The sequence below is a fragment of the Aeoliella straminimaris genome, assembly GCF_024054565.1.
In the GTDB taxonomy this organism is placed as follows: Bacteria; Planctomycetota; Planctomycetia; order Pirellulales; family Lacipirellulaceae; genus Aeoliella; species Aeoliella straminimaris.
Window position 1 is genome coordinate 34,550 of sequence record NZ_JAMXLR010000067.1, and the last position, 21,371, is coordinate 55,920.

Annotated in this window: 10 protein-coding genes; 8 read left to right on the plus strand and 2 right to left on the minus strand. The window is 63.1% G+C overall.

Annotated elements, in window-relative coordinates; all coding sequences use genetic code 11:
- Positions 1 to 2: 2 nt before the first annotated feature.
- Both NG895_RS19870 and NG895_RS19875 read left to right on the plus strand, forming a co-directional pair.
- Entirely contained in the window at positions 3 to 923 is a 921-nt protein-coding gene (locus NG895_RS19870; RefSeq protein ID WP_252854279.1) for an efflux RND transporter periplasmic adaptor subunit, read from the plus strand.
- A gap of 41 nt (positions 924 to 964) precedes the next feature.
- On the plus strand, positions 965 to 3,136 hold the full coding sequence (locus NG895_RS19875) for a site-2 protease family protein (RefSeq protein ID WP_252854280.1): 2,172 nt from the start codon (positions 965 to 967) through the stop codon (positions 3,134 to 3,136).
- Positions 3,137 to 3,155: 19 nt separating this feature from the next.
- Here the strand turns inward: NG895_RS19875 and NG895_RS19880 are convergent, their stop codons facing one another.
- Complete coding sequence (locus tag NG895_RS19880; protein WP_252854281.1) at positions 3,156 to 3,797, minus strand: hypothetical protein; 642 nt, start codon at positions 3,795 to 3,797, stop codon at positions 3,156 to 3,158.
- A 307-nt stretch (positions 3,798 to 4,104) separates the two neighbouring features.
- Here NG895_RS19880 and NG895_RS19885 point away from each other — a divergent pair, with 307 nt between their 5' ends.
- Positions 4,105 to 9,621, plus strand: a complete 5,517-nt coding sequence (locus NG895_RS19885) for a PKD domain-containing protein (protein WP_252854282.1) — start codon at positions 4,105 to 4,107, stop codon at positions 9,619 to 9,621.
- 209 nt (positions 9,622 to 9,830) lie between these two features.
- Entirely contained in the window at positions 9,831 to 15,179 is a 5,349-nt protein-coding gene (locus NG895_RS19890) for a WD40 domain-containing protein (RefSeq protein WP_252854283.1), read from the plus strand.
- A 10-nt stretch (positions 15,180 to 15,189) separates the two neighbouring features.
- Here NG895_RS19890 and NG895_RS19895 read toward each other — a convergent pair whose 3' ends face one another.
- Positions 15,190 to 15,582 (minus strand): FxLYD domain-containing protein, encoded by a 393-nt coding sequence (locus NG895_RS19895; RefSeq protein ID WP_252854284.1) that lies wholly within the window; start codon positions 15,580 to 15,582, stop codon positions 15,190 to 15,192.
- Between the two features lie 369 nt (positions 15,583 to 15,951).
- Between NG895_RS19895 and NG895_RS19900 the strand changes: the two genes are divergently transcribed.
- The 4 genes from NG895_RS19900 to NG895_RS19915 all read left to right on the plus strand — a co-directional run bounded on the left by NG895_RS19900 (position 15,952) and on the right by NG895_RS19915 (position 21,267).
- Entirely contained in the window at positions 15,952 to 16,917 is a 966-nt protein-coding gene (locus NG895_RS19900) for a hypothetical protein (protein WP_252854285.1), read from the plus strand.
- Positions 16,917 to 17,846: a tyrosine-protein kinase family protein gene (locus tag NG895_RS19905; protein WP_252854286.1), complete on the plus strand. Its 930-nt coding sequence runs from the start codon at positions 16,917 to 16,919 to the stop codon at positions 17,844 to 17,846. Before NG895_RS19900 ends, NG895_RS19905 begins: the two co-directional genes overlap by 1 nt.
- A 106-nt stretch (positions 17,847 to 17,952) precedes the next feature.
- Positions 17,953 to 18,777: an ExeA family protein gene (locus tag NG895_RS19910; RefSeq protein ID WP_252854287.1), complete on the plus strand. Its 825-nt coding sequence runs from the start codon at positions 17,953 to 17,955 to the stop codon at positions 18,775 to 18,777.
- 186 nt (positions 18,778 to 18,963) lie between these two features.
- Positions 18,964 to 21,267: a dockerin type I domain-containing protein gene (locus NG895_RS19915; RefSeq protein ID WP_252854288.1), complete on the plus strand. Its 2,304-nt coding sequence runs from the start codon at positions 18,964 to 18,966 to the stop codon at positions 21,265 to 21,267.
- The last annotated feature ends 104 nt before the right edge of the window (positions 21,268 to 21,371 follow it).

A 21,371-nucleotide genomic window follows, 5' to 3' on the forward strand; every position in this document is an offset into this window, starting at 1 on the left:
ACATGCCGAATTCCCTGAGCCGAAGCTCCCAACATCGACTCCGATTGCCTTCGCGATTGGCCGACGTGCTACGCCTTGTCGGAACGGTCCTGTGCGCACTCACGCTGACCGCTTCACTCGCTTCGGCCCAAACCATCGAAGTCGAGTCGGTGGTGCTGCGTCTGATTGACGAAGCCGACCTGGCCGCTGGTGAGAGCGGCATCGTGATCGAGCTCAATGTCAGCGAAGGCCAGGGCGTCAAACGGGGCGACGTGATTGCCCGCATCGACGACACGGCCGCGCGAATCGCCGAACAGACGGCCCGTGCGGAGCTCGCCCTGGCCAAGGCCAAGGCCGAAAACGACGTGGCGGTTCGTGCCGCCCAAACGGCACAGCGGGTCGCCGAGGCGGAACTCGCCCGCAGCCAGGAGTCGATCGCCCGGTTTCCCAAGAGTGTCTCGCAGTCGCAAATAGACGTCGAACGATTGAGCATCGACAAGCTGAAACTCGAAGTCGAAGCAGGCAAACAGGAACAGCATCTGGCGAGCCTCGCGCAACAGGTGGCCGAGCGCAAGTTGGAAGCCGCGCAGCTGGAGATCAACCGCCGCAAGATCGTCTCGCCCATCGACGCGATGGTGGTCGAAGTCGAGGCCGCCGTCGGCGAGTGGGTCGAGCCGGGTCAGAAAGTGGTCCGCCTGGTGAGCACCCAACGACTAAAGGCCGAAGGCTTTGTCTCCGCCAGCGAGGCCGCCCGCGACCTGTCGGGCGCAACGGCCGTTGTGCAGTTGGACAATGGGCAAACGGTTACAGGACGCGTGGCGTTCGTCAGTCCCGAGATCGATCCCATCAACAAACAAGTCCGCATCTGGGCCGAGCTGGACAACTCCGACGGAAAGCTCCGCCCCGGCCAGCCGGTGCAAATGACCTTGAAGAACGAAGACTGAAGTCGCCCGGCGCCGCGGCAGCTCCTCTCCCAACCTCCTCCATGATCCACTTCCCCGCCACCAATGATGCCCCGCTGGCGCTCGACGCGCGGCAGGACGTGTTGGCAACCGCCGTATGGGTGCCGGGGCGGGCGACTTGGGTATTGAAAGACCCGGTGACGCTCGAGCAGCATGAACTGCCCGAGGCCGAGTACCTGTTGCTCAAGTCGCTGGGCAATCGAACCTCGCTCCGCGATTTGCAGCGGGCGTACCAGCGTCAGTTCGCCCCCAAGACCATTGAAGTGGGAGAATTGCAGAACTACCTCGGCCGGCTGCATCGGGCGGGGCTATTGGTGTCGCGGTCGCGGGGCCAGGGCTCGGCGTTGGCTGAACGAGCCGGCGAGGACCGCGCGCGGCGGCTCCGCTGGAGCTGGACCGAACTGCTCGCGATTCGCCTGCGGGGCTGGAATCCCGATCGTGCGCTCGACGCATTGCTGCCGTGGGTGCGTCCGCTGCTCTCTCCCGCGTTCCTCACACTGGCGATGCTGCTGGTGCTGGCGGCGTTGGGGCTGTTGATTTCGCACAGCGAACAATTCGTCGCGCGACTGCCTGCGCTGTCGACGCTTACGGCCCCTAGCAACTGGTTGTGGCTGGCCGCCGTGGTAGCGGTGGTAAAGCTACTGCACGAGCTGGCCCATGCCTTGGTGGCCAAGCACATGGGGGGCGAAGTGCACGAAATGGGCATCTTGCTGTTGGTGTTCGTGCCCACCCTGTACTGCGACGTCACCGACATTTGGAGCCTGGCCAGCAAATGGCGGCGGATGGCGGTCTCGGCAGCCGGCATGGCAATGGAGTTGGTGCTGGCCAGTGTGGCCACGTTCGTATGGTGGTTCACCGAGCCCGGACTGGTGAACATGCTGGCCCTGAACACGATGGTGGTCGCCTCAGTTGGCACGCTGCTGGTCAACGCGAACCCGTTGATGCGCTACGACGGTTACTACCTGCTATCCGATCTGTCCGAAGCTCCCAATCTGTGGCAACGCTCGCGCGACGCGCTGCACCAACGGCTCACTCCGCTGTTCTTCAGACGTGCCAAGCGGACCGTCCGTGAACCGTTCTGGCTGGCCTGCTATGGGGCCCTGTCGAAGGTGTACCTGACGTTGGTGCTGCTCTCGATATTCTGGATGGTGATGCTTGCGTTCCAGCCACTGGGGCTGGGCGTCATCGCTTACGCACTGGGTGGCATGATGCTGGCCGGCGTGGTGGCACCTCCGGTGCAGCAGCTTTCCGCAACCCTGAAGAACCCGCTCCGCCGCCGCGACTTCCGACCCGCCGTGTCGCTGTTGGTGCTGCTTATCGTCGGTCTCGCGGCAGCGGGATTGTGGCGACTGCCGATTGCCGATCGCGTGCAGTGCCAGGCCCGCGTTGTGCCGGCGGGCGGGGCGGCAGTGGTCACTACCATGGCAGGCAGGCTCGAGATGGCCTTGCCGCCGGGCACCGAAGTCACCGCCGGAGAAGTGATTGCTCGCCTGCAGAGCTTCGACATCGAACGAAACGCGGCCATCTTGGCCGGCGAGTTGCAAGTGGCGAAGCTACGCGTCGAGCAACTCGAAAAACTCCGCGCTCGCGACCAGCAGTCGAGTCGCCAACTCCCCACTTCCCGGGCCGCCTTGGCCGACGCTAAGCGTCGAGTCGCAGAGATCGAGCGAGAACGCGAGCGACTGGTGCTTCGCGCCCCTCGCGATGGCATGCTGCTGCCACCCGCGAAGAAGCCAATGGAAGAGGAATCGGTAACGCTCACCAGTTGGTCGGGCTCGCCACTGGAGAGCGAGAACCGCGGCGCCTGGATCGACGCAGGCACCACCATCGCCACGGTCGGCGATCACGACACGCGTGAGGTGGCGCTCGCAATCGACGAGGCCGACATCGAACGCGTAGCGCTCGGGCAGCGAGTTCTTGTGCAGCTACATGCCGTGGGTAGCGAGCCACTGGTAGGAACGATTGGCGACATTGCTCGCGTGGGTAGCGAAGGCGACGCGGACGATCCCAACGGTCTGGCCGCGTGGCTGCCCCAGGATATCGCTACCACGACGCGCTACGAAGCCCGCGTGGTGCTCGACCACGCTGTCGACCTGCAGATCGACAGCGGCGGGCGGGCCAAGATCGAAGTTGGCGGCACGACCGTGGGCCAATGGATCAAGCGGCAGGTCCGCGACACGTTTCGGTTGCCGTAATCACGGTGTCACGCACAAGCTACGGCAGCACCACGATCATCCAGGCGATCGTACCGGCTTCGACCGTGCCGCCCAGCAGATCGCAGGGCCAGCAGTGGCGGCGATACGGCGGGCAGCTTCCCGCTCGGTAGTGCCCCAGCGTGTAAACGCACTCGCCTGGGCAATTGGCCGCCATCAGGTAAGGCAGCGCGGGAATGGTGCCAAAGAAGTGAGCCGTCGAAACCACCGGCTGCAGCACCCAGTTGCGGGAGTAGCCGTACCGCTCGGCGTTGATCTCCTCGAAGTACAACGGCTGATGCCGCGTCGCGGCGGGCATCCAGGTGTAAACCAGCGTGGGCCACGGGCGGGGCATTTCGGTCAGCAGCGGACCAACTTTCACGAGGCCCGTCGCCTCGCTTTCGGGCAGCTTGCCAGCTGGCAAGGCAATATTGACGCCCAACGCCGTGATCGGCACCTGCTGGGGCTCGGCGTATTGCTCGCTTCCGGGTGGCTCGCTTTCGGATGTCACCGCGTCGAGTCGCTGGGCCACTCTTGGTTGGGTAGCCAACCAACGGGCCGTGCGGAACGGGTTTTCCACCGTCTCTTCAGCAGCAACGTGCGTAGAGAGTGCGCCCCACATCGCGAGCGCAAAACACCAGGTTATGCTGAAGTTTGTTCGCATGGCTCCCCCCTCGAGCACGACTGCCCGGCCGTACGTACCGGTTTTCTAGTCTTCGGCTGCAGCCAGCGGGCAACTTCAGCAATGTCTCTGCAGAGGGGGCAGGAAATCACCCGCTGAGATCAACGGGGGCGATTTGGTCAAGCACTTTTTGTCGGTATTTTCAGGGTTGAATCAGCGCCAAAAGTTTGACATCCCCGGTCGCAGCTCGTGATAATGGAACTTGGTACCAACTCGACGTATGCTGCCCACCTTGTCACCGCGCGCGAGCGCGGCCTGCCCCCGCTGTTTGTCTTGGACGCCGTTACCGATGAGTCGCAACCCTTGGCTAGACCGACTGTTGCACTCGACGCGTAACGCGAACTCTCGTAACGCTAGCGAGTTGTCCATCCGGCACCTCGAACGTCGCCGGGTGCTGGATGCCACCCTGCCGGCAATTCTGGTCTCGCCGACCCCCACGGCCGAAGGCGACACGGTAACCGTGTCGGCCGACGCCGGCGAGATCGCCTCGCCGCAGTTCGATTGGACCATCTCGGTGGACGACGTCGTGGTTGCCACCAGCAACTCGGCGTTGTTCGAGTTCACACCGCCCGACGATGCTAGCTACACCATCGACCTGGTGGTCACCGACGCCAGCGAGGAGCAGTGCGCGGCCAGCCGCACCATCACCGTAAACAATGTGGCCCCTGAACTTACCATCGTGGGCGACCAAACAGCGCAGGAAGGCGCGCCGCTGGTTATCGAAAACCTGGGGCAGATCAGCGATCCCGGCTTTGCCGACGCCACGCTCGGCACCGCCGAGACCTTCACCTACCGCATCAACTGGGGCGACGGTCACATCGACTCGGGCAACGCCACGATCGATCAACTCGGTGGCCCGGGCACTCCTACACTCGCTTCATTCGACGCCCAGCACATCTATGCCGACAATGGCACCTACAACGTGTCGGTCATTGTGTTGGACGACAACGGCGGCCGCGACACGGGCAGCTTTAAGGTCACCGTGGGCAACGTCGACCCCACACTCACTGTGGTGGGCAACCAAACCGTGGTGGAAGGCGACTTGCTTGAGATCGAGAACCTGGGGCAGGTCAGCGACCCAGGGTTTGTCAACGTCGCGCTCGGCAACCAGGAAACTTTCGCGTACACCATCAATTGGGGCGACGGAACCACGCCCGATGCCGGCAGCGCCACGATCGACCGAGTGGGATTTGAGAACAACCCCACGCTGGCGTCGTTCGACGGACAGCACACCTACACCGCCGACGGCACCTACGAAGTATCGGTCACCGTGGTCGACGACGATGGCGGTATGGCGACCAGCAAATTCACCGTCAACGTGCTGAGCGCTGCCCCCACGCTGAACGTGGCCGGCAATCAGACTGTCGAGGAAGGCTCCCAGCTCTCAATCGAAGACATTGGCTCGGTCAGCATTCCGCTTTACGGCGAAGGCGACCAGGTCGAGTACTCCATCGACTGGGGCGATGGCAGCGCGCCGGACGTGGGTGTCGTGACGATCGACCAGCTCGGCGCGCCGACCCTTGCTTCGTTCGACGGCCAGCATACCTACGCCGACGATGGTACCTACTCGGTGACCATCACCATCGACGACGGCGAGGGGGGCTCCGACACCGGCACGCTCGATGTCACCGTAGGCAATGTCGCGCCGACACTCACCCTGGTGGAAGACCAAGCTGTTGTCGAAGGCTCCCTGCTCGAGATCGAAAACCTGGGCCAGATCAGCGATCCGGGCTATCGCAACACGCTTCTCGCCACCGACGAGATATTTACCTACTCCATCGACTGGGGCGACGGTACCACCGCGGACACCGGCGTCGCCACCATCGATCAACTTGGCAGCCCCGGCACCCCGACGCTCGCTTCGTTCGACGGCCAGCACACCTACGCCGACAATGGCGAGTACACCGTCACGGTATCCGTCGCCGACGACGATGGTGGCCAAACCATGCAGACGCTGCAGGTCACCGTCGGCAATGTCGCGCCGGTGCTCACCGTGGTCGAAAATCAGTCGATCAAAGAAGGTTCGCTGCTCTCCATCGAGAACATCGGTCAGATCACCGACCCCGGCTACCAGAACGACGCCCTCGCTGCCGACGAGACGTTCACCTACTCGATCGATTGGGGGGATGGAACCTCCACGGACACCGGCGCCGCCACCATCGATCAGCTTGGCAGCCCCGGCACCCCGACGCTGGCTTCGTTCGACGGCCAGCACACCTACGCCGACAATGGCGAGTACACCGTTACGGTATCCATCGCCGACGACGATGGTGGCCACACCATGCAGACGCTGCAAGTCACCGTCGGCAATGTCGCGCCGGTGCTCACCGTGGTCGAAGACCAGTCGATCGAAGAAGGTTCGCTGCTTTCCATTGAAAACATCGGCCAGATTACCGACCCGGGATATAAGAACGACGCTCTCGCGACCAACGAGACCTTCACCTACTCGATCGACTGGGGTGACGGGACCGCAACAGACACCGGCGCCGCCACCATCGATCAGCTTGGCAGCCCTGGCACCCCGACGCTCGCTTCGTTCGATGGCCAGCACACCTATGCCGATAACGGCACCTACACGGTGACCGTCACGGTGGTCGACGACGACCTGGGAGAGACGACCGCGACGTTTGAAGTGTCGGTGGGGAATGTCGCGCCGGCGCTGACCGTGGTGGAGAACCAATCGATCGACGAAGGTGCGCCGCTGGTCATCGGAAACCTGGGACAAATCACCGATCCTGCATTCGGCAGCGTAAAGGAGTTCACCTACTCCATCGATTGGGGCGATGGGACCACCGCGGACACCGGCACTGCCACCATCGATCAACTTGGCAGCCCCGGCACACCAACGCTGGCCTCGTTCGACGGCCAGCACACCTACGCCGACAATGGTGAGTACACTGTCACGGTATCCATCGCCGACGACGACGGTGGAGTGGCGGAGCAGACGTTTGAAGTCACCGTTAACAACGTCGCGCCTACGCTCACCGTGGTCGAGAACCAATCGATCGACGAGGGTTCGCTGCTCTCCATCGAGAACATCGGTCAGATCACCGACCCCGGCTACGACAACGACGCAATTCCAACCGACGAGACCTTCAGCTACGTGATCGATTGGGGCGACGGAACCACCACGGACACGGGCGCCGCCACTATCGACCAGGTGGGTTCCGAAGGAGTGCCGACCCTCGCTTCGCTGGATGGTCAGCACACCTATGCGGACAATGGCACCTACACTGTCACGGTGTCCATCGCCGACGACGACGGTGGCCAGGCCATGCAGACGTTTGAAGTGACGGTGGGCAACGTCGCGCCTACGCTCACCGTGGTCGAGAACCAATCGATCGACGAGGGCTCGCTGCTCTCCATCGAGAACATCGGTCAGATCACCGACCCCGGCTACAAGAACGACGCCCTCGCCAGTGATGAGACCTTCAGCTACTCCATCGACTGGGGCGATGGCACCGCAACGGACAGTGGAGCCGCCACTATCGATCAAGTGGGATCCGAAGGCGTGCCGACCCTCGCTTCGCTGGATGGTCAGCACACCTATGCGGACAATGGCACCTACACTGTCACGGTGTCCATCGCCGACGACGACGGTGGCCAGGCCATGCAGACGTTCGAAGTGACGGTGGGCAACGTCGCGCCAATGCTCACCGTGGCCGACAACCAGTCGATCGACGAGGGCTCGCTGCTCTCCATCGAGAACATCGGTCAGATCACCGACCCCGGCTACAACAACGACGCTCTGAGCACGGACGAGACCTTCAGCTACGTGGTCGACTGGGGCGATGGGACCGCAACGGACACCGGCGCCGCCACCGTCGATCAGGTGGGATCCGAAGGCGTGCTGACCCTCGCTTCGCTGGATGGCCAGCACACCTACGCCGACAATGGCGTGTACACGGTGACCGTGACCGCAATGGATGACGATGGCGGGGTGGCCGAGCAGACCTTCTTAGTCAACGTCAGCAACGTCGCGCCGCAGCTTACCGGTGTCGACACGCCGCATGTGCTGGACGAAGGGGAGATTTTCGATCTTGGCAGCCTGGGCGTAGGCATCAGCGATCCGGGCTTCGACAATTTCGGTCAGGGCGACCCGGAGACCTCGACGCCGCTGAGCACCGAGACGTTTACCGCCACCACGATCGACTGGGGCGATGGCGCCCTTACCTCGCCGGTCGACATGGTCGATCGTCTGAGCGGCTCGCCCGGCGAGTTGACCACCGCCGGCTTCGACCACGCTCCGCATGCGTACGCCGACAACGGCACCTACACCGTGACGGTGGAGTTTGCCGACGACGATGGCGCGATGGTCAGCCAGTCTTTCACGATCACCGTGAACAACGTGGCGCCAACACTCACGCTGACCGACGAGTCGTTCGCCATCAACGAAGGCGACACGCTCACCATTCCGATGTTGGGATCGTTTACCGACCCCGGTTTCAACAACCCCAACCGGCCCGGCGGGGCATCGACCGAGACGTTCCACTACGAAATCTCCTGGGGCGACGGCACGCCCGTCGAGACGGGGGTTCTGCCAACCTCGGTTACCGATGGCGGTCAGGGCGAACTGACCATGGGTTCGCTGTCTGATAGCCACCTGTACGCAGACAACGACGCCGATAACACCTACACCATCACGGTCAAACTACTCGACGACGATGGCGGCTTCGACGTCCAGAGCTTCGACGTCACGGTGTGGAACGTCGCGCCCACGCTGCATCCGATCGCCGCGATAGACGTCACCAGCGGTGGCAACACCATTCTGACGCTCAACTTCACCGACCCGGGCGCCGACACCTTCGAAGTGCTCGTGGCCTGGGGCGAGAACCAAGAGGTGCCGGTCGAGGATCGCTGGGTGATCGAGGCCTACCACGATGGCCCCACGCCCCAGTCATTCGTGCTGTACCACCAATACGATGGCCCGCCGAATCCCGACAACATCACAGCCGACATTCCGATCAGCGTGGTCATTCGCGACGACGACTTCTCCATGTCGACCACGTTGGCCATTGGCCAGAGCAACATCGAGACGGTCTTGGTTGGCCAACCCGGTACCGAGGCCGCCAAGTTTGCCATCGACACCACGCCAGACATTCCCGCCATCGAGTTCCCACAGCTCAACGAAACTCCGCAGGTAGTGGAGACGGCGTCCAGCTACGTATCGCTCACCCAGACCAACAACATCGAGTCGGGCGGCGGCGAAGTTTCCGCCACCACCGAACGCTTCTTCCGCCTGCACGTCGTACTGCCGGACGGCCGGATGCTCGAAGGCATTCGCCTGCCGGACGGTGTGATGGACGACCTGCCGGCGCTGTTCGCGCGGCTGCCCGACAATCATTATCGCATCTTCTTTGTGCGTAGCGACAGTCAGTCGGAGCGGCTGGTACTCGACGTGGTACTTCGCGATCATCGCCCGACCGATCCAGCGGATGCATCGGACGGCACGCGCGACCGTCCGCCCACCGAGGACTTGCAGCAACCGGCCGAACAACAGCAGCCCCCCGGCGAAGCCAATGAGGACATCCCTCAAACGCCAGCCCCGCAGGCGCCGGCCGCCGGCAACGCCGCCCCAGCTGATATGGCTCCTGCTGATGCCTTGGACGAGCAGACCTCGGCACCGCCGGCTATCGACACGCAGAACACCTCGAGCACCGCACGTCGGGCGGCGGCGGCCTCGGCCCTGGCGGCAGCAGCCGTGGTTTTGGACCCCAAAACCGACTGGGCAGTGCGGCTGGACCGTGCTTTTGCCCGGGCCGATCGCCGACATTGGCAGCGACTTCGCCGCCGACGGCCGCGGTGAGTACACTAGTATCTTATGAAGCCGGATTTTTCGGGGGGTTATCGCAGATCGCAAAGCACCTCGAACGCCGACGAGACCGTGGCGCCGTTTAGCGGCGAACCGCCCCTCGTCGTGAGATTTTCGACGAGGTGTCGCTCGTCGGCCAGGGCGGATTTGACAGGACGATTGACCAACCTTTCTGAACGTTCTCCTCACTCTATAACCAACTCATGCCGCACTGTCCGCATTGCGAACGAGAGCTCGACGCCCAAACCATGTCGGGCGTGGTATGCCCCCATTGCGGTGGGCTGCTACCACTGGGCGACGAGAGTCTGGCCGGCAAAGAGACCTACGAGCTGATTCCCGACGACGACTCGAGCGACAACGTCCTGGACGACATCGAAGCGACGCTGGACGACGACGATGGCGAAGCCACACTGCCGTTTGGCGGTACCGTGGAGTACCAGCCGCCAGACGCTCAGCAAGCCGACGACGATCAGGCGATTGCCGACGAGCCGGACAGCAAACCGCCCCAGGACGAGAAGTCGACGATCGACCACGCCGACTTCGAAGGGGATGCGACCGTTGAGGACGCAGAATACACCGACAGCAACGTGATCGACGATCTGCCACAACCGGAAGACGACCCGTCGACCACGATCGATTTCCATCCCGACGCCACGATGGAGTTCGATCCACCCAAGGTGTCCGACCCCCCGGACCAGCCCGATAAAGACGACCACTCGACCGTCGACTACATCGACCTGGAAGTGCCCGACTCCTCCGAGAGCACGGTGGACGAAGTGGTTCCGGACCCTGGCGATGGCGACGACGGTCCTTCGGCCACAGTCGACCATGTTTCCGACGCGACGATGGAGTTCGACCCATCGGCTGCAGCTCCGCATCGCAGTGACGCCACGCTCGACTTCGACTCCGACAAAACGATCGACCTGGCCGCGTCGAATCCCGAACTGGCGGAGAAGATGAGCAGCCAGTGGGCGGGCACCATCGACCTGGGCACGCCGCAGAATCAAACCATCCGCCAGCAGGACGAAGAGGGTGAGGGCAAACCCAAGCAGCGTTCCACGGTGCCGGTGAAGTCGCGAACCATGAGCGAGCCCTCCGAAGGTGGCAACGTTGCCTACATTCGGCCGCACGACGCCCCTGACTACGAGTTGCTCAAGCAAATCGGCGCCGGCGGCATGGGTGTGGTTTATGCGGCGCGGCAGTCGTCCATCGCCCGCACCGTGGCGGTCAAAATGCTCAAGCCGGGGGGCAAGGAGGGCGCCGATCAACGCGACAAGTTCATCAGCGAAGCGGTGGTAACCGGCGAGCTCGACCATCCGAACATCGTGCCGATCTACGACCTGGGCTCGAACGACCAGGGCGCGCTGTTCTACTCGATGAAGCACGTGCAGGGCACGCCCTGGGAGGACGTGTGGAAAGAGAAGAGCCTGGATGAGAACCTGAACATCCTGCTCCGCGTGGCCGACGCCGTGGCGTTTGCCCATGCTCGCGGCGTGGTGCATCGCGATCTGAAGCCCGAAAACGTCATGCTGGGCGAGTTCGGCGAAGTGCTGGTGATGGACTGGGGTCTGGCCCGGGTGACGCAAGTGTTCCGCAGCGTGGGGGCCATCCATCAAACCGGTTCGCTCGGCGGCACGCCTGCCTACATGGCGCCCGAGATGGCCCGGGGGCCCGTGGAGAAGATCGACCACACCAGCGACATCTACCTGCTGGGCGCTATCCTGTACGAACTGATCGGCGGCCGCCCCCCTCACTCCGGACGCGATGTAATGCAGTGCCTGATGGCGGCGGCGCAGAACGCCATCGACCCCATCGAGTACGTAGGCGAACTGCGCGACGTTGCCTTGCGGGCGATGTCCACCGAGCAGAGCGAGCGGTACCAGACAGTTAAAGACTTCCAGGAAGCGGTCCGCACCTACCTGTCGCATTCCGAGAGCCTGGTGTTGGCCTCCCATGCCGAGCATCGGCTGGCCGACGCGCGGCTGGAAAAGGACTATCAACTGTTCGCCCGCGCAATGTACGGCTTCGACGAGTCGCTGGCGCTGTGGTCGGACAACACCAAAGCCCGCGAACTGCACGAAACCACGGTGCTGGAATACGCCGGCCTGGCGCTGGCGAATGGCGATTTGGATCTGTCGAAGTCGCTGCTCGACAAATCAAATCCGGCCCACGCCGAGCTGCTGACCCAGATTCGTAAAGCCGAGCGGGAACGCAACTCGCGGCAGTCGCTCTTGAAGTGGTCGAAACGCGCCGTGGCGGCCCTGCTGGTCGCGATCGTCGGCCTGGGAACCTACTCGTACATCGAAATCGCTAAAGGCCGCAAAGAGGCGCTTACGCAGCGCGACGAGGCGAAGCGACAAGAAGGGATCGCCAAGGATAACGAGCTCCTTGCGGTTGAGAAGCAGAAGGAGGCGAAAGCCAGCGCCCAGTTAGCTGCCTTGAAGGCAGATGAAGCTGCTAAGGCACGCGACGTTGCGGAGAACAAACGCATCGAGGCTGAAGAGGCAAGAGCGGATGCCCTGGAGCAAAAGCGACTTGCCGAAATCGCTCGAAATGGCGCCGAAAAGAGCGAAGCAAAAGCCCAAAAAGCCCGCACCGCGGCCGAAAAGGCCGAGGACGAGAAGGACTACGAGGCCTACGTGGCGGGCATCGGTCTAGCGGCGGCCAAGATCGACGAGAACGCGTACGATTTCGCCAAAGCACTTCTCGACGACGCAACACCCGAACGTCGCAATTGGGAGTGGGGACGGCTGGGCTATCTATGCCAATTGAGCGCCGCAGAGTACGCACTGGGCGCGACGGTGGACGCCGTGGCCTATTCGCCCGATGGGCGGCTGATCGCCACGGGCGATCGCAACGGCACGGTGAGCGTCTGCATGGTTGAAGTGGGCGCGGACCGGAGCAAGGAGATCAAGCTGGTGTTCGACTCGGACGTCGGGCAATCCGTCTACTCCGTGGCGTTTTCCCCCAACGGCAACTACCTGGCCGCAGGTACGGCCGATGGTAAGATTCGCATCTTCGGCAGCAGCGATGGCAGGTTGCTGCGAACCCTGGAAGGTCATACGGATGGCGTGCTGGACGTCGATTTCTCCAGCGACAGCCGGCAATTGGTATCTGCTTCGTACGACAACACCGCGCGGGTGTGGGACCTGGCCAGCGGCAACGCCATCGACACGCTGGCGGGACACAACTGGTGGGTCTGGTCGGCCAAATTCTCGCCCGAGAATGCCAGCATCGTGACTGCCAGCCAGGACAGCAACGCGATTGTCTGGCAGCGCGACAACAGCGGCAAATACCAACCCACGGCCTACTTTACCGATCACGAAGGTCCCGTCTATACGGCCGCATTCAGTGCCGATGGCAACTACGTGGCCACCGGCGGGTACGACAAGACCATTCGCGTATGGCGCCCCGATCAAGTGGGAGCACTCGACCTGGCCTCGGAACTGCAGAACTCGTCCGATGATAACGATGTGGCCATCGTGCTCACCGGTCACGACGCGGCCGTTCGCAGTGTGGCGTTTGGACCCGCGGGGCGGACGCTACTCTCCGGCAGTCATGACAATACCCTGCGGCTGTGGGACCTGGAGCAGGCCAAAGAACTCAAGGCCCTGCGCGGGCATGGCAGTCGGGTGGAGTCGGTGGCCTTCGGACCGGAGGGCAAGTTGGCCGCCTCGGGCAGCCAGGACGGCACCCTGCGAGTGTGGGATGTTGCCGGCTACGCCGAATCGAACACCTTGGGTAGCAAGACACTGGCCGGCCACGCCGATGCCGTGCTTGCCGCGCGGTTCACCCCCAACGGTCGAGTGCTAACCGCCAGTCGCGATCGCACCGCCAGGCTGTGGGACGCCGACGGCGACGTGCTGGCGAAGTTTGCGCAAGGGCATGACTACCTGGCTTCGACCGCCGTGTTCTTCGACGCCGGCCGGCGACTGGCCACTGGCGCGGGCGACAACACCGTGCGGATCTGGGACGTCGGCACTGGCGCCGAGTTACAAGTGTTCCGTGGTACAGGACGCGTGGGTACCGTGGCCATCGATGCTGCCAGCCAATGGCTGGCGACCGGCGGTGCAAACAACACGGCGCAGTGGTGGGACCTGACCACCGGTCAGCGGCTTGCCCAACTACAAGGCCACGAAGCCGAGGTGACGGCCGCCGCGTTCGATCCCGAACTGGCCCTCTTGGCCACGGGCGACGACCGAGGCGAAATCCGGTTGTGGGAACTGGATGGCCAGCAAATCACACTCAAGAACACGCTTCGTGGACACAATCGTTCGGTCACGGCCCTGGAGTTCGATCCCTCGGGCAACACGCTTCACTCGGCCAGTGGCGACAACACATGCAGTGCCTGGAACGTAGCCACTGGCGAGGAGATGCCTGGCGCCCTGTTGAGCCATCCCCAATGGGTAGCGGCCATGGACGTTTCGAACGACGGCCGTGTTGTCGTCACCGCGTGCGAAGATGGCAAGACGCGGGTATGGGACCTCGACCAGGGCGAAGTCATCGCCGAGGCATCGCTCGACTCCGGCACCGCGACGGGCGTAGCCCTGTCGGCAGATGCCAAGCAAGTGCTGGTGACCTCGTCCGACAACAGCAGTGTCTGGCTGTGGGACGTGGAGGACTCGCCCACGGTCAACCTCAGCCAACAGCCGCCCATCGTCACCAATCGCGCGTCGGGCAGCTTGTGGTCGGCGCGGTTCGCGCCCGATGGCACGCGCCTGGTCACCATCGGCGGCAACGACGCCCGCATGATCGACCTGGCCACCGGTGAAGCGGGCGTGCGTTTCAGTCCTCATGGCGCGGTGGCGGCCGTGGCCATTTCGGGGGACGGACAAATCGTAGCTACCGGCAGTTGGGACGGCACCGCCAAGCTGTGGGACACGGCCTCGCAACAGGTGCTGCGCCAACTGGTGGGCGGTCACACGGGCCACATCAACAGCATCGACTTCTCGCCCGACAACTCCCTGGTGGCCACGGCCAGCGACGATGGTACCGTGCGATTGTGGGACATCACCACCGGCGAAGTTCTGCCCATCGCGTTCAAGGGGCACACCGGCCGCGTTCATTCGGTGCGGTTCTCACCCGATGGTCGGCAGCTATTGACCACCAGCAGCGATCACACCGCGCGATTATGGGATACCGAAACCATGCAAACGCTGCACGTGTTTGCCGGTCACGACTTCGGTGTGCTGTGCGGCGAGTTCTCGAGCGACGGACAGTACGTCGCCACCGGTAGCGAGGACAACACCGCGCGGCTGTGGAACACCACGACGGGCGAGTTGAAGACCACCATGTCGGGCCACACCTCGGCTGTTACCGGAGTGGCCCTCACCCCCGATGGCCAGCGACTGCTGACGGCCAGCCAGGACACCACGGCCAAGCTGTGGGACACCCGGACGGGCAACGAGATCCTCACCCTGTCGGGGCACGACCAGGACCTGACTTCGGTCGACTTCTCGGCCGATGGCAGCACAGCGCTCTCGGCCAGCCGCGACGGGACGGCCGTGCTGTGGCCCACCATCGATTGGCGCAAAGACAAGCCGCTGGAATAGAACGCCGCTGCTACGGGGTCTCGCCGGATATCTCGACAGTGATGATCGACGGAATGCGGCCCTTGGTGAATATCAGATCGCCATCTACCTCGCCGCTCATGCCGCTACTCAAATCGAACGGCGTAACGTGCCAGATGTCGCTGCCCAGTACGTTGCGGTTGCGGTCCATGGCCGTGTAGACCACCTCGACCCATTCGTAGTCGTCGGGACCGGTGTTTTGCACGGTTCCCTCGATGCGAACCTTGCCCAACACCCATTCCACCTTGCGCGCTTTGAATTCGAGCGCCACGCTGGACGAGGGGAGCACCTCGAACTTCACGGTCTTCAGTTCGCGCCCATCCACTCTTGATGGCAATGCAACGACTGCAGCCAGGACGGCGGCGGACACGACGAGTTTGAACATGGATCGACTCTGAACAGAAAGCTTACACTCAGGGGGCATGCGATTAACCGCACGCTGGACGTCTCTATTGAAAACCTATCACACGTTTGCCACCGAGCACCCCACCGGGCCCTCAGGTTTCTGCCGAAAGCCACATAAACTCCACCGGATTAGTAGTTAGGCACGAAAAGCGGGAGCGAGACCACAATCACGGCCCAAGATGCGTCCACCAAGTACTAGCACCTCTAGCATTTCGATGGGCGTCGTCCGCAAAACCGGACGAATCCTCAAGGCTCTCCCAACCATGTCCGATATTTGCCAACGGAAGCTTGGTGTGCGCCGCGCCGCGCGCTCCACGGATGATCGGCAGCATATAGGGGCATAAGGCAAGTGAGTACTTCAAAACAGAGCGAAAGCCAGAGCAGTACGCAGCAGTTGCCACCGGTGCTGGCAAGCCTCCCGTGGCTCGAACGCCCGTCCGCGGAAGCCAGTACGCAAACCGCGGTGATCGAACCGCCGCAGGCATTCGATGCGACGTTCTTTCAGCCGCACCAACTGCTCGCTACTCCCGACCAACCGCTGGAGACCCCGGATCCGTCGCCCACCATGGTACGATTCGATCCACCCCAGCCTGCGCACTCTGCCACGCCCGCACAAGAACCATCGCAGCCGGCCGAACCGGACAGCCCGGAAGAAGCCAGGGCCGTCGCCCGCGCGGTAGTGCAACCCAGCGAGTCGCGCGAAGGGGATGGGGTCACCCAATTGCGGTTCGACCCACCTGTGGGTGGCGCACCGCAGGCCGCGCCCGCCGTCGCCACCGAATCGGTGCCTGAGCCGTCCGCCTGGCATCAAACCATTGCCGCGATGGACAACACTATCCGTCAGTATCACCGAATCATCATGCTGGTAGCACTGCTCACGGCGGCTGGCTTGATGATGCTGGTGCTGGAGAGTCAGCAGGCCGAGAGCATTCCCGCCGGCGAAGCCGTCACGCCGGCCGCCATCAATACCGAAGCGATGCAGCCGCTGCCATTGGCCGAAGCCTGCAACGCCCCGGCCGCGGTGCCGGAGTCGATTGCCGTGGCGAAAGGTCCGCAGGACGTTTCCCGGCAGCTACAGGCCGAAGTTGCACCTCTGACACCCGAGTTGTCGGTGGCAGCGCAGCCAGCCGATCCACAGCCGGAAGAGCTCGACTTGCCTGCCGCCGATCAGATTGTTGAGTCAGCCGATGAAGGGGGATATCCGGATACGTGTAAGCCTGAATTCACGTTCGGCAACACCGAACATACCGTGGCCGCGCCACCCCAGGCTCGCTTGTCCAAAGAACTGAAGCCCGCCAACCAGCAGATCAGGTAATGACCACAACGAATAAAGCTTTCATCGACGCCTACAAAGGTTCGCCCAACCGCGTTGCTGCACGCCTCGCCGCCGAACAGTTACAGGCGGCCGAGCATCTGATGAGCAGCACAGAAATCGTGCTCGGCGAGCCGTTTAACTTCGACTCGACCACCCTGCCGGAACCTGCAGAGTTGGACGAAGCCGACCAGGCGCCACAGGCCGAGCCCGCGCACCCAGCGCCACACCAACCTGCGGTGCGTCGACCTTTGTCACAGGTGCAGGCCGGCGAGTTGTTTGGACTCACGCCGTCGCGAACCAGGACCTCCGAACCGCAATGGCCCGAAGCGTGCCAGCACCTGCTCGCCCGCGCCGCCGATCGGTTCGATCACCTGCTACGTCAATTGCCCACGGCCTCGACCGGCACGCTGATCGGCGTGATCGGCGCGGCACCGAGCACCGGTTGCACTACCACGGCCCTGTGCCTGGCACTGCGCAGCTCGGCCCTCGGCCAGCGGGTGGCACTGGTAGATGCCAACCTGCCATCGTGCGGCCTGGCCTCGATGCTGTCGCTGCAGCAGTTTGCCTCCTGGACCGACACCCTGACCACGGGCGAGTCGATTCTGAACGCCGCGCACACGGCACCCGAAGTGGGGGTCGATCTGCTGGTGTCAGCACCTCTGGAGCAAGCCCAACTCGAATCCACGGCGCGGTTCCGCGTGTCGCTGGCGGCCGGCGCCCTACGCCGGCACTACGACCGCGTAATCATCGATCTGGGCTGCCCAGCCAATGACGCCGGCCAATCGGCCGCGGACCTGGCCGCCGCGATGGGTGTCGACTTCCTGATTGCCTGTCGCACCGCTGCTTGCAGCGACGACGAAGTGGCCGCTTCCATTGCGTCGCTAGGCGAGTATGGCCTTCAGGTCGGTGGGCTCATCGAAGCGGCCTAATGGCTTGTTGGCAACTAGCGACTAGTTGCCGAATCGGAGACTGATAATCCTGGCAAGGGGACGCAGCTCCACAGACTTTTCTCTCGACCTCGTCGGATCTAAAACAATGTACCTCAATCATTGGCAGCTTGCCGCGAAGCCCTTCGAGCCGTCGGGCGACGGACCGTTTTACTATCCCTCCGAATCGCACCAGGGCGCCACGCTGAAGCTTCGCTACGCCCTGGAAAACCACCGCGGCGCAGCCCTGCTGGCTGGCCCCAGCGGAGTGGGCAAGACGTTACTGGTGCAAAAGTTGATCGACCAGCTACCCGGCGCCAAGCAGCCCGTAGTGCACGTGGTATATCCCCAGATGCCCAGCCGCGAATTGCTGGCTTATCTGGCGTCGCGACTCACTTCGGCAGCCGATGCACCGCAGGTAACACCGAGCATCGACCAGAGCCTGCTGGAGATCGAGAACCACCTTTCAGCCGCCTGCGAGCGGGACGAGCGTCCCATCGTGGTCATCGACGAAGCTCACCTGCTGGAAGACGCCGGCACGCTGGAGACCGTCCGCCTGTTGCTCAACTTGCAGCGTGAGGGGAAGCCGCTGCTGACGTTGTTGCTGGTGGGACAAAGTTCGCTGCTGTCGACACTGTCGCGGACGCCGCGACTGGAAGAGCGTATCGCCATCACGGCTATCGTCGATCCGCTGTCGGTCGAGGAAACGCACAGCTACCTCCAGCATCGACTGACGGCTGCTGGAGCGACGCAGGAAATCTTCACCTCGGCCGCCATCGACACGCTGCACCAACTAGCCCACGGCGTCGTGCGGCGAATCAATCGCCTGGGCGACCTTGCCCTGCTGGTGGGCTACGCCAGCGGCACAACGACCGTCGATACGCCCCTGGTGCAATCGGTCGCCAGCGAACTCGCCTTCGCGCGGGCGGCGTAGGACTGCGTTCGCGCAGAGAATTCGAGAGGTGCGGTCCACCTCAATTTCTGTTGGGCGCACAGCGACCAGCAGTCGGTTGGCCGCGGGTTGGGGGTGACTCTTCGCTGCCAATTCATAGCGTAGGTGGCTGGCAGTGGCTATGATGTGTTGTTTTGCTCAACTGCCCCGCCTCTACCTGCGCCCGCCATGCCCTCTGCCAACCGACTCCGTCTGCTGTTGCTGCTAACAATCTGCGGGCCAGCTTCGCTGGTTTCGGCGCAACTGCGGGTCGTGTCGTACAATTCGCTGCAGGGACCCAACGCGGGCTTCGACACCGTGATGCAGGCGATTGGCGAGGAGTCGTATAGCGGCTTCTCCAAACCGGTCGACGTGCTGTTGCTGCAAGAACAGAACAGCATTAGCTTCCCCGCCGGCAGCACGCAGCAAATTGTCGACATCCTCAACGGTATCTACAACACCAATACGTTTGTCGCGGGTACGCAGAACAGCAATTTCTCCAGCGACATCCGCCAAGGCATTGTCTACAACTCGGCCACCGTGCAACTGATCGACGAAATCGCCTTTGGCAGCCTCAGCTCGTCGGGACAGGCACGGCAGGCGCTGCGATACCAGTTGCGACCGGCGGGCTACGACGCGGCGGCCGATTTCTACGCCTACAACAATCACTACAAGGCGAGCAACACCGACTCGGACGAGGCCCGGCGATTGGTCGAAGCCAGCGCGGTGCGCAACAATGCCGATGCCCTGGGCGAAGGCACGCACGCCATTTACGCGGGCGACTTCAACATGTACTCGGGCAGCGAAGACGGCTTTCAGCGTCTGCTTTCCGCCGGACCTGGACAAGCGTACGATCCCGTTGACCGGGTCGGCAATTGGCACAACAACGCTTCCTATGCCGAGTGGCACACGCAAAGTCCCCGTGGCAATTTCGGCGGCATGGACGATCGGTTCGACTTTCAACTGGTAACCGGCGAAATGCTCGATGGCGAAGGCGTCGACTACATCTCCGGCAGTTACCACACGTTCGGCAACAATGGCAGCACATTCAACGGTGGAGTGAACCAGGGCAACTCCATCGCCTTCAGCGGAGTCACTTCCTTTACCAAGTCGCAGGTGCTCGACGCCCTGGTATCGGCCAGCGACCACCTGCCCGTCGTGGCCGACTATCAGGTTCCCGCCATCCTCGAAGCCATAACCGGCACCGTTCCCTCCATGCTGGGGCAAGGACAAGCGTTTAACCTCGACCTGCTGATCCGCAATGCCGCCAGCGTGTTGACCCCCGCCGGCGCCGACGAGCTCGACTTCACCTACACCACCACGGGCGACCTGTCGGGTAGTGGCTCGGGCATGGCGCCCGCGCTCGCCTCGGCGGCGAGTTTCCCTATCGCCTTTGATACCAGCACCGAAGGCACCAAGGCAGGCTCGATCATCATCGAAACCGCCAGCCAGGGAGCCGCCAATTCCTACGTGAACATCCCCATCAGCTACCAGGTGGGGGAGGGTTCGCCGCTCGAGCAGCAGGTCATTGCCCGGGCGCTGTTGCCCACCGTGGCGGACGACATCAATGTTACCAGCTTTCAGTTCGGCGGCGCCTTTACCACCGAACAGCCCCTGGCCTCCGACGCCCGCACCTTGGCCTTCAGCAGCGACGCCGATATGTTCGGCATCGAAGATCGCAACGACAACCCGCCGTTTGTGCTCGTCGACGATTCCGCCTCCTCGTCCGACACCGCCGGCATCCTCCAGTCGAGCGATTTCGGCAACGCATTTGGCGTGGTCGACATCGAGAACGACGTCAGCTCCGGGCCGCTATCGGCCAGCTGGACGTTCGACATTTCCTCGGCAACGGGCGGACTCGAATTATCCATCGACATCGCGGCCATGGGCGACTTCGAAGCCGCCAACGACTCCTTCCTGTTCGAAACGTCAATCGATGGCAGCCCGTTCTCCACACTGCTGGAAGTCACCGTGGATGAGGATGCGACGCAGAACTACACGCTGGAAGATGGAACGGTCACATCGCTGGACGATCCGGTGGTCGTCGATGGAGTCACCCTGTCCAACCTGTTTCAAACGTTCAGCCAGTCGATCTCGGGGATCGGAGATGAACTCATCCTGCGATTCACCGCCACGGCCGACGGTGGCAGCGAAGCATTTGCGTTCCGCAATGTCGTCATCGAAGGACTGGTCGCCGCAGACGGGCTCGCTGGCGACTACAATGGCGACGGCACCGTCGATATTGCCGATTACACCTTGTGGCGCAACACCCTGGGCGCCGAGGTCGCCGAAGGCACCGCGGCCGACGGCGATGGCAACGGCCTGGTGGACGCGGCCGACTACCAGCTGTGGCGGGACCACTTCGGCAATTCGTCGAATCCACCCACCTCGGCGCAAGCGACCGTCCCCGAACCCTCGGGGCTATTACTTCTGATGGCGAACGCCTGCTGCGTGCTCTCCCTCCGGCGTGTCTCCCTCACATCCGGCATCTAGATCGCGAATCGTCAACAGGGCGACTCGGATGGAGCAGTTTCGCCGCGAGGTCGAACCGGCTGTACCCCAGGAAATGGTCTCGCGGGCGAAACAGCCTTACGCTT

What these genes read in the sequence shown, in the direction of transcription:
- NG895_RS19905 (WP_252854286.1), top strand. Translation starts at nt 16,917, where the DNA reads ATGACCACAACGAATAAAGCTTTCATCGACGCCTACAAAGGTTCGCCC.
- NG895_RS19910 (WP_252854287.1), top strand. Translation starts at nt 17,953, where the DNA reads ATGTACCTCAATCATTGGCAGCTTGCCGCGAAGCCCTTCGAGCCGTCG.
- NG895_RS19890 (WP_252854283.1), top strand. Translation starts at nt 9,831, where the DNA reads ATGCCGCACTGTCCGCATTGCGAACGAGAGCTCGACGCCCAAACCATG.
- NG895_RS19880 (WP_252854281.1), bottom strand. Translation starts at nt 3,797, where the DNA reads ATGCGAACAAACTTCAGCATAACCTGGTGTTTTGCGCTCGCGATGTGG.
- NG895_RS19870 (WP_252854279.1), top strand. Translation starts at nt 3, where the DNA reads ATGCCGAATTCCCTGAGCCGAAGCTCCCAACATCGACTCCGATTGCCT.
- NG895_RS19875 (WP_252854280.1), top strand. Translation starts at nt 965, where the DNA reads ATGATCCACTTCCCCGCCACCAATGATGCCCCGCTGGCGCTCGACGCG.
- NG895_RS19915 (WP_252854288.1), top strand. Translation starts at nt 18,964, where the DNA reads ATGCCCTCTGCCAACCGACTCCGTCTGCTGTTGCTGCTAACAATCTGC.
- NG895_RS19895 (WP_252854284.1), bottom strand. Translation starts at nt 15,582, where the DNA reads ATGTTCAAACTCGTCGTGTCCGCCGCCGTCCTGGCTGCAGTCGTTGCA.
- NG895_RS19885 (WP_252854282.1), top strand. Translation starts at nt 4,105, where the DNA reads ATGAGTCGCAACCCTTGGCTAGACCGACTGTTGCACTCGACGCGTAAC.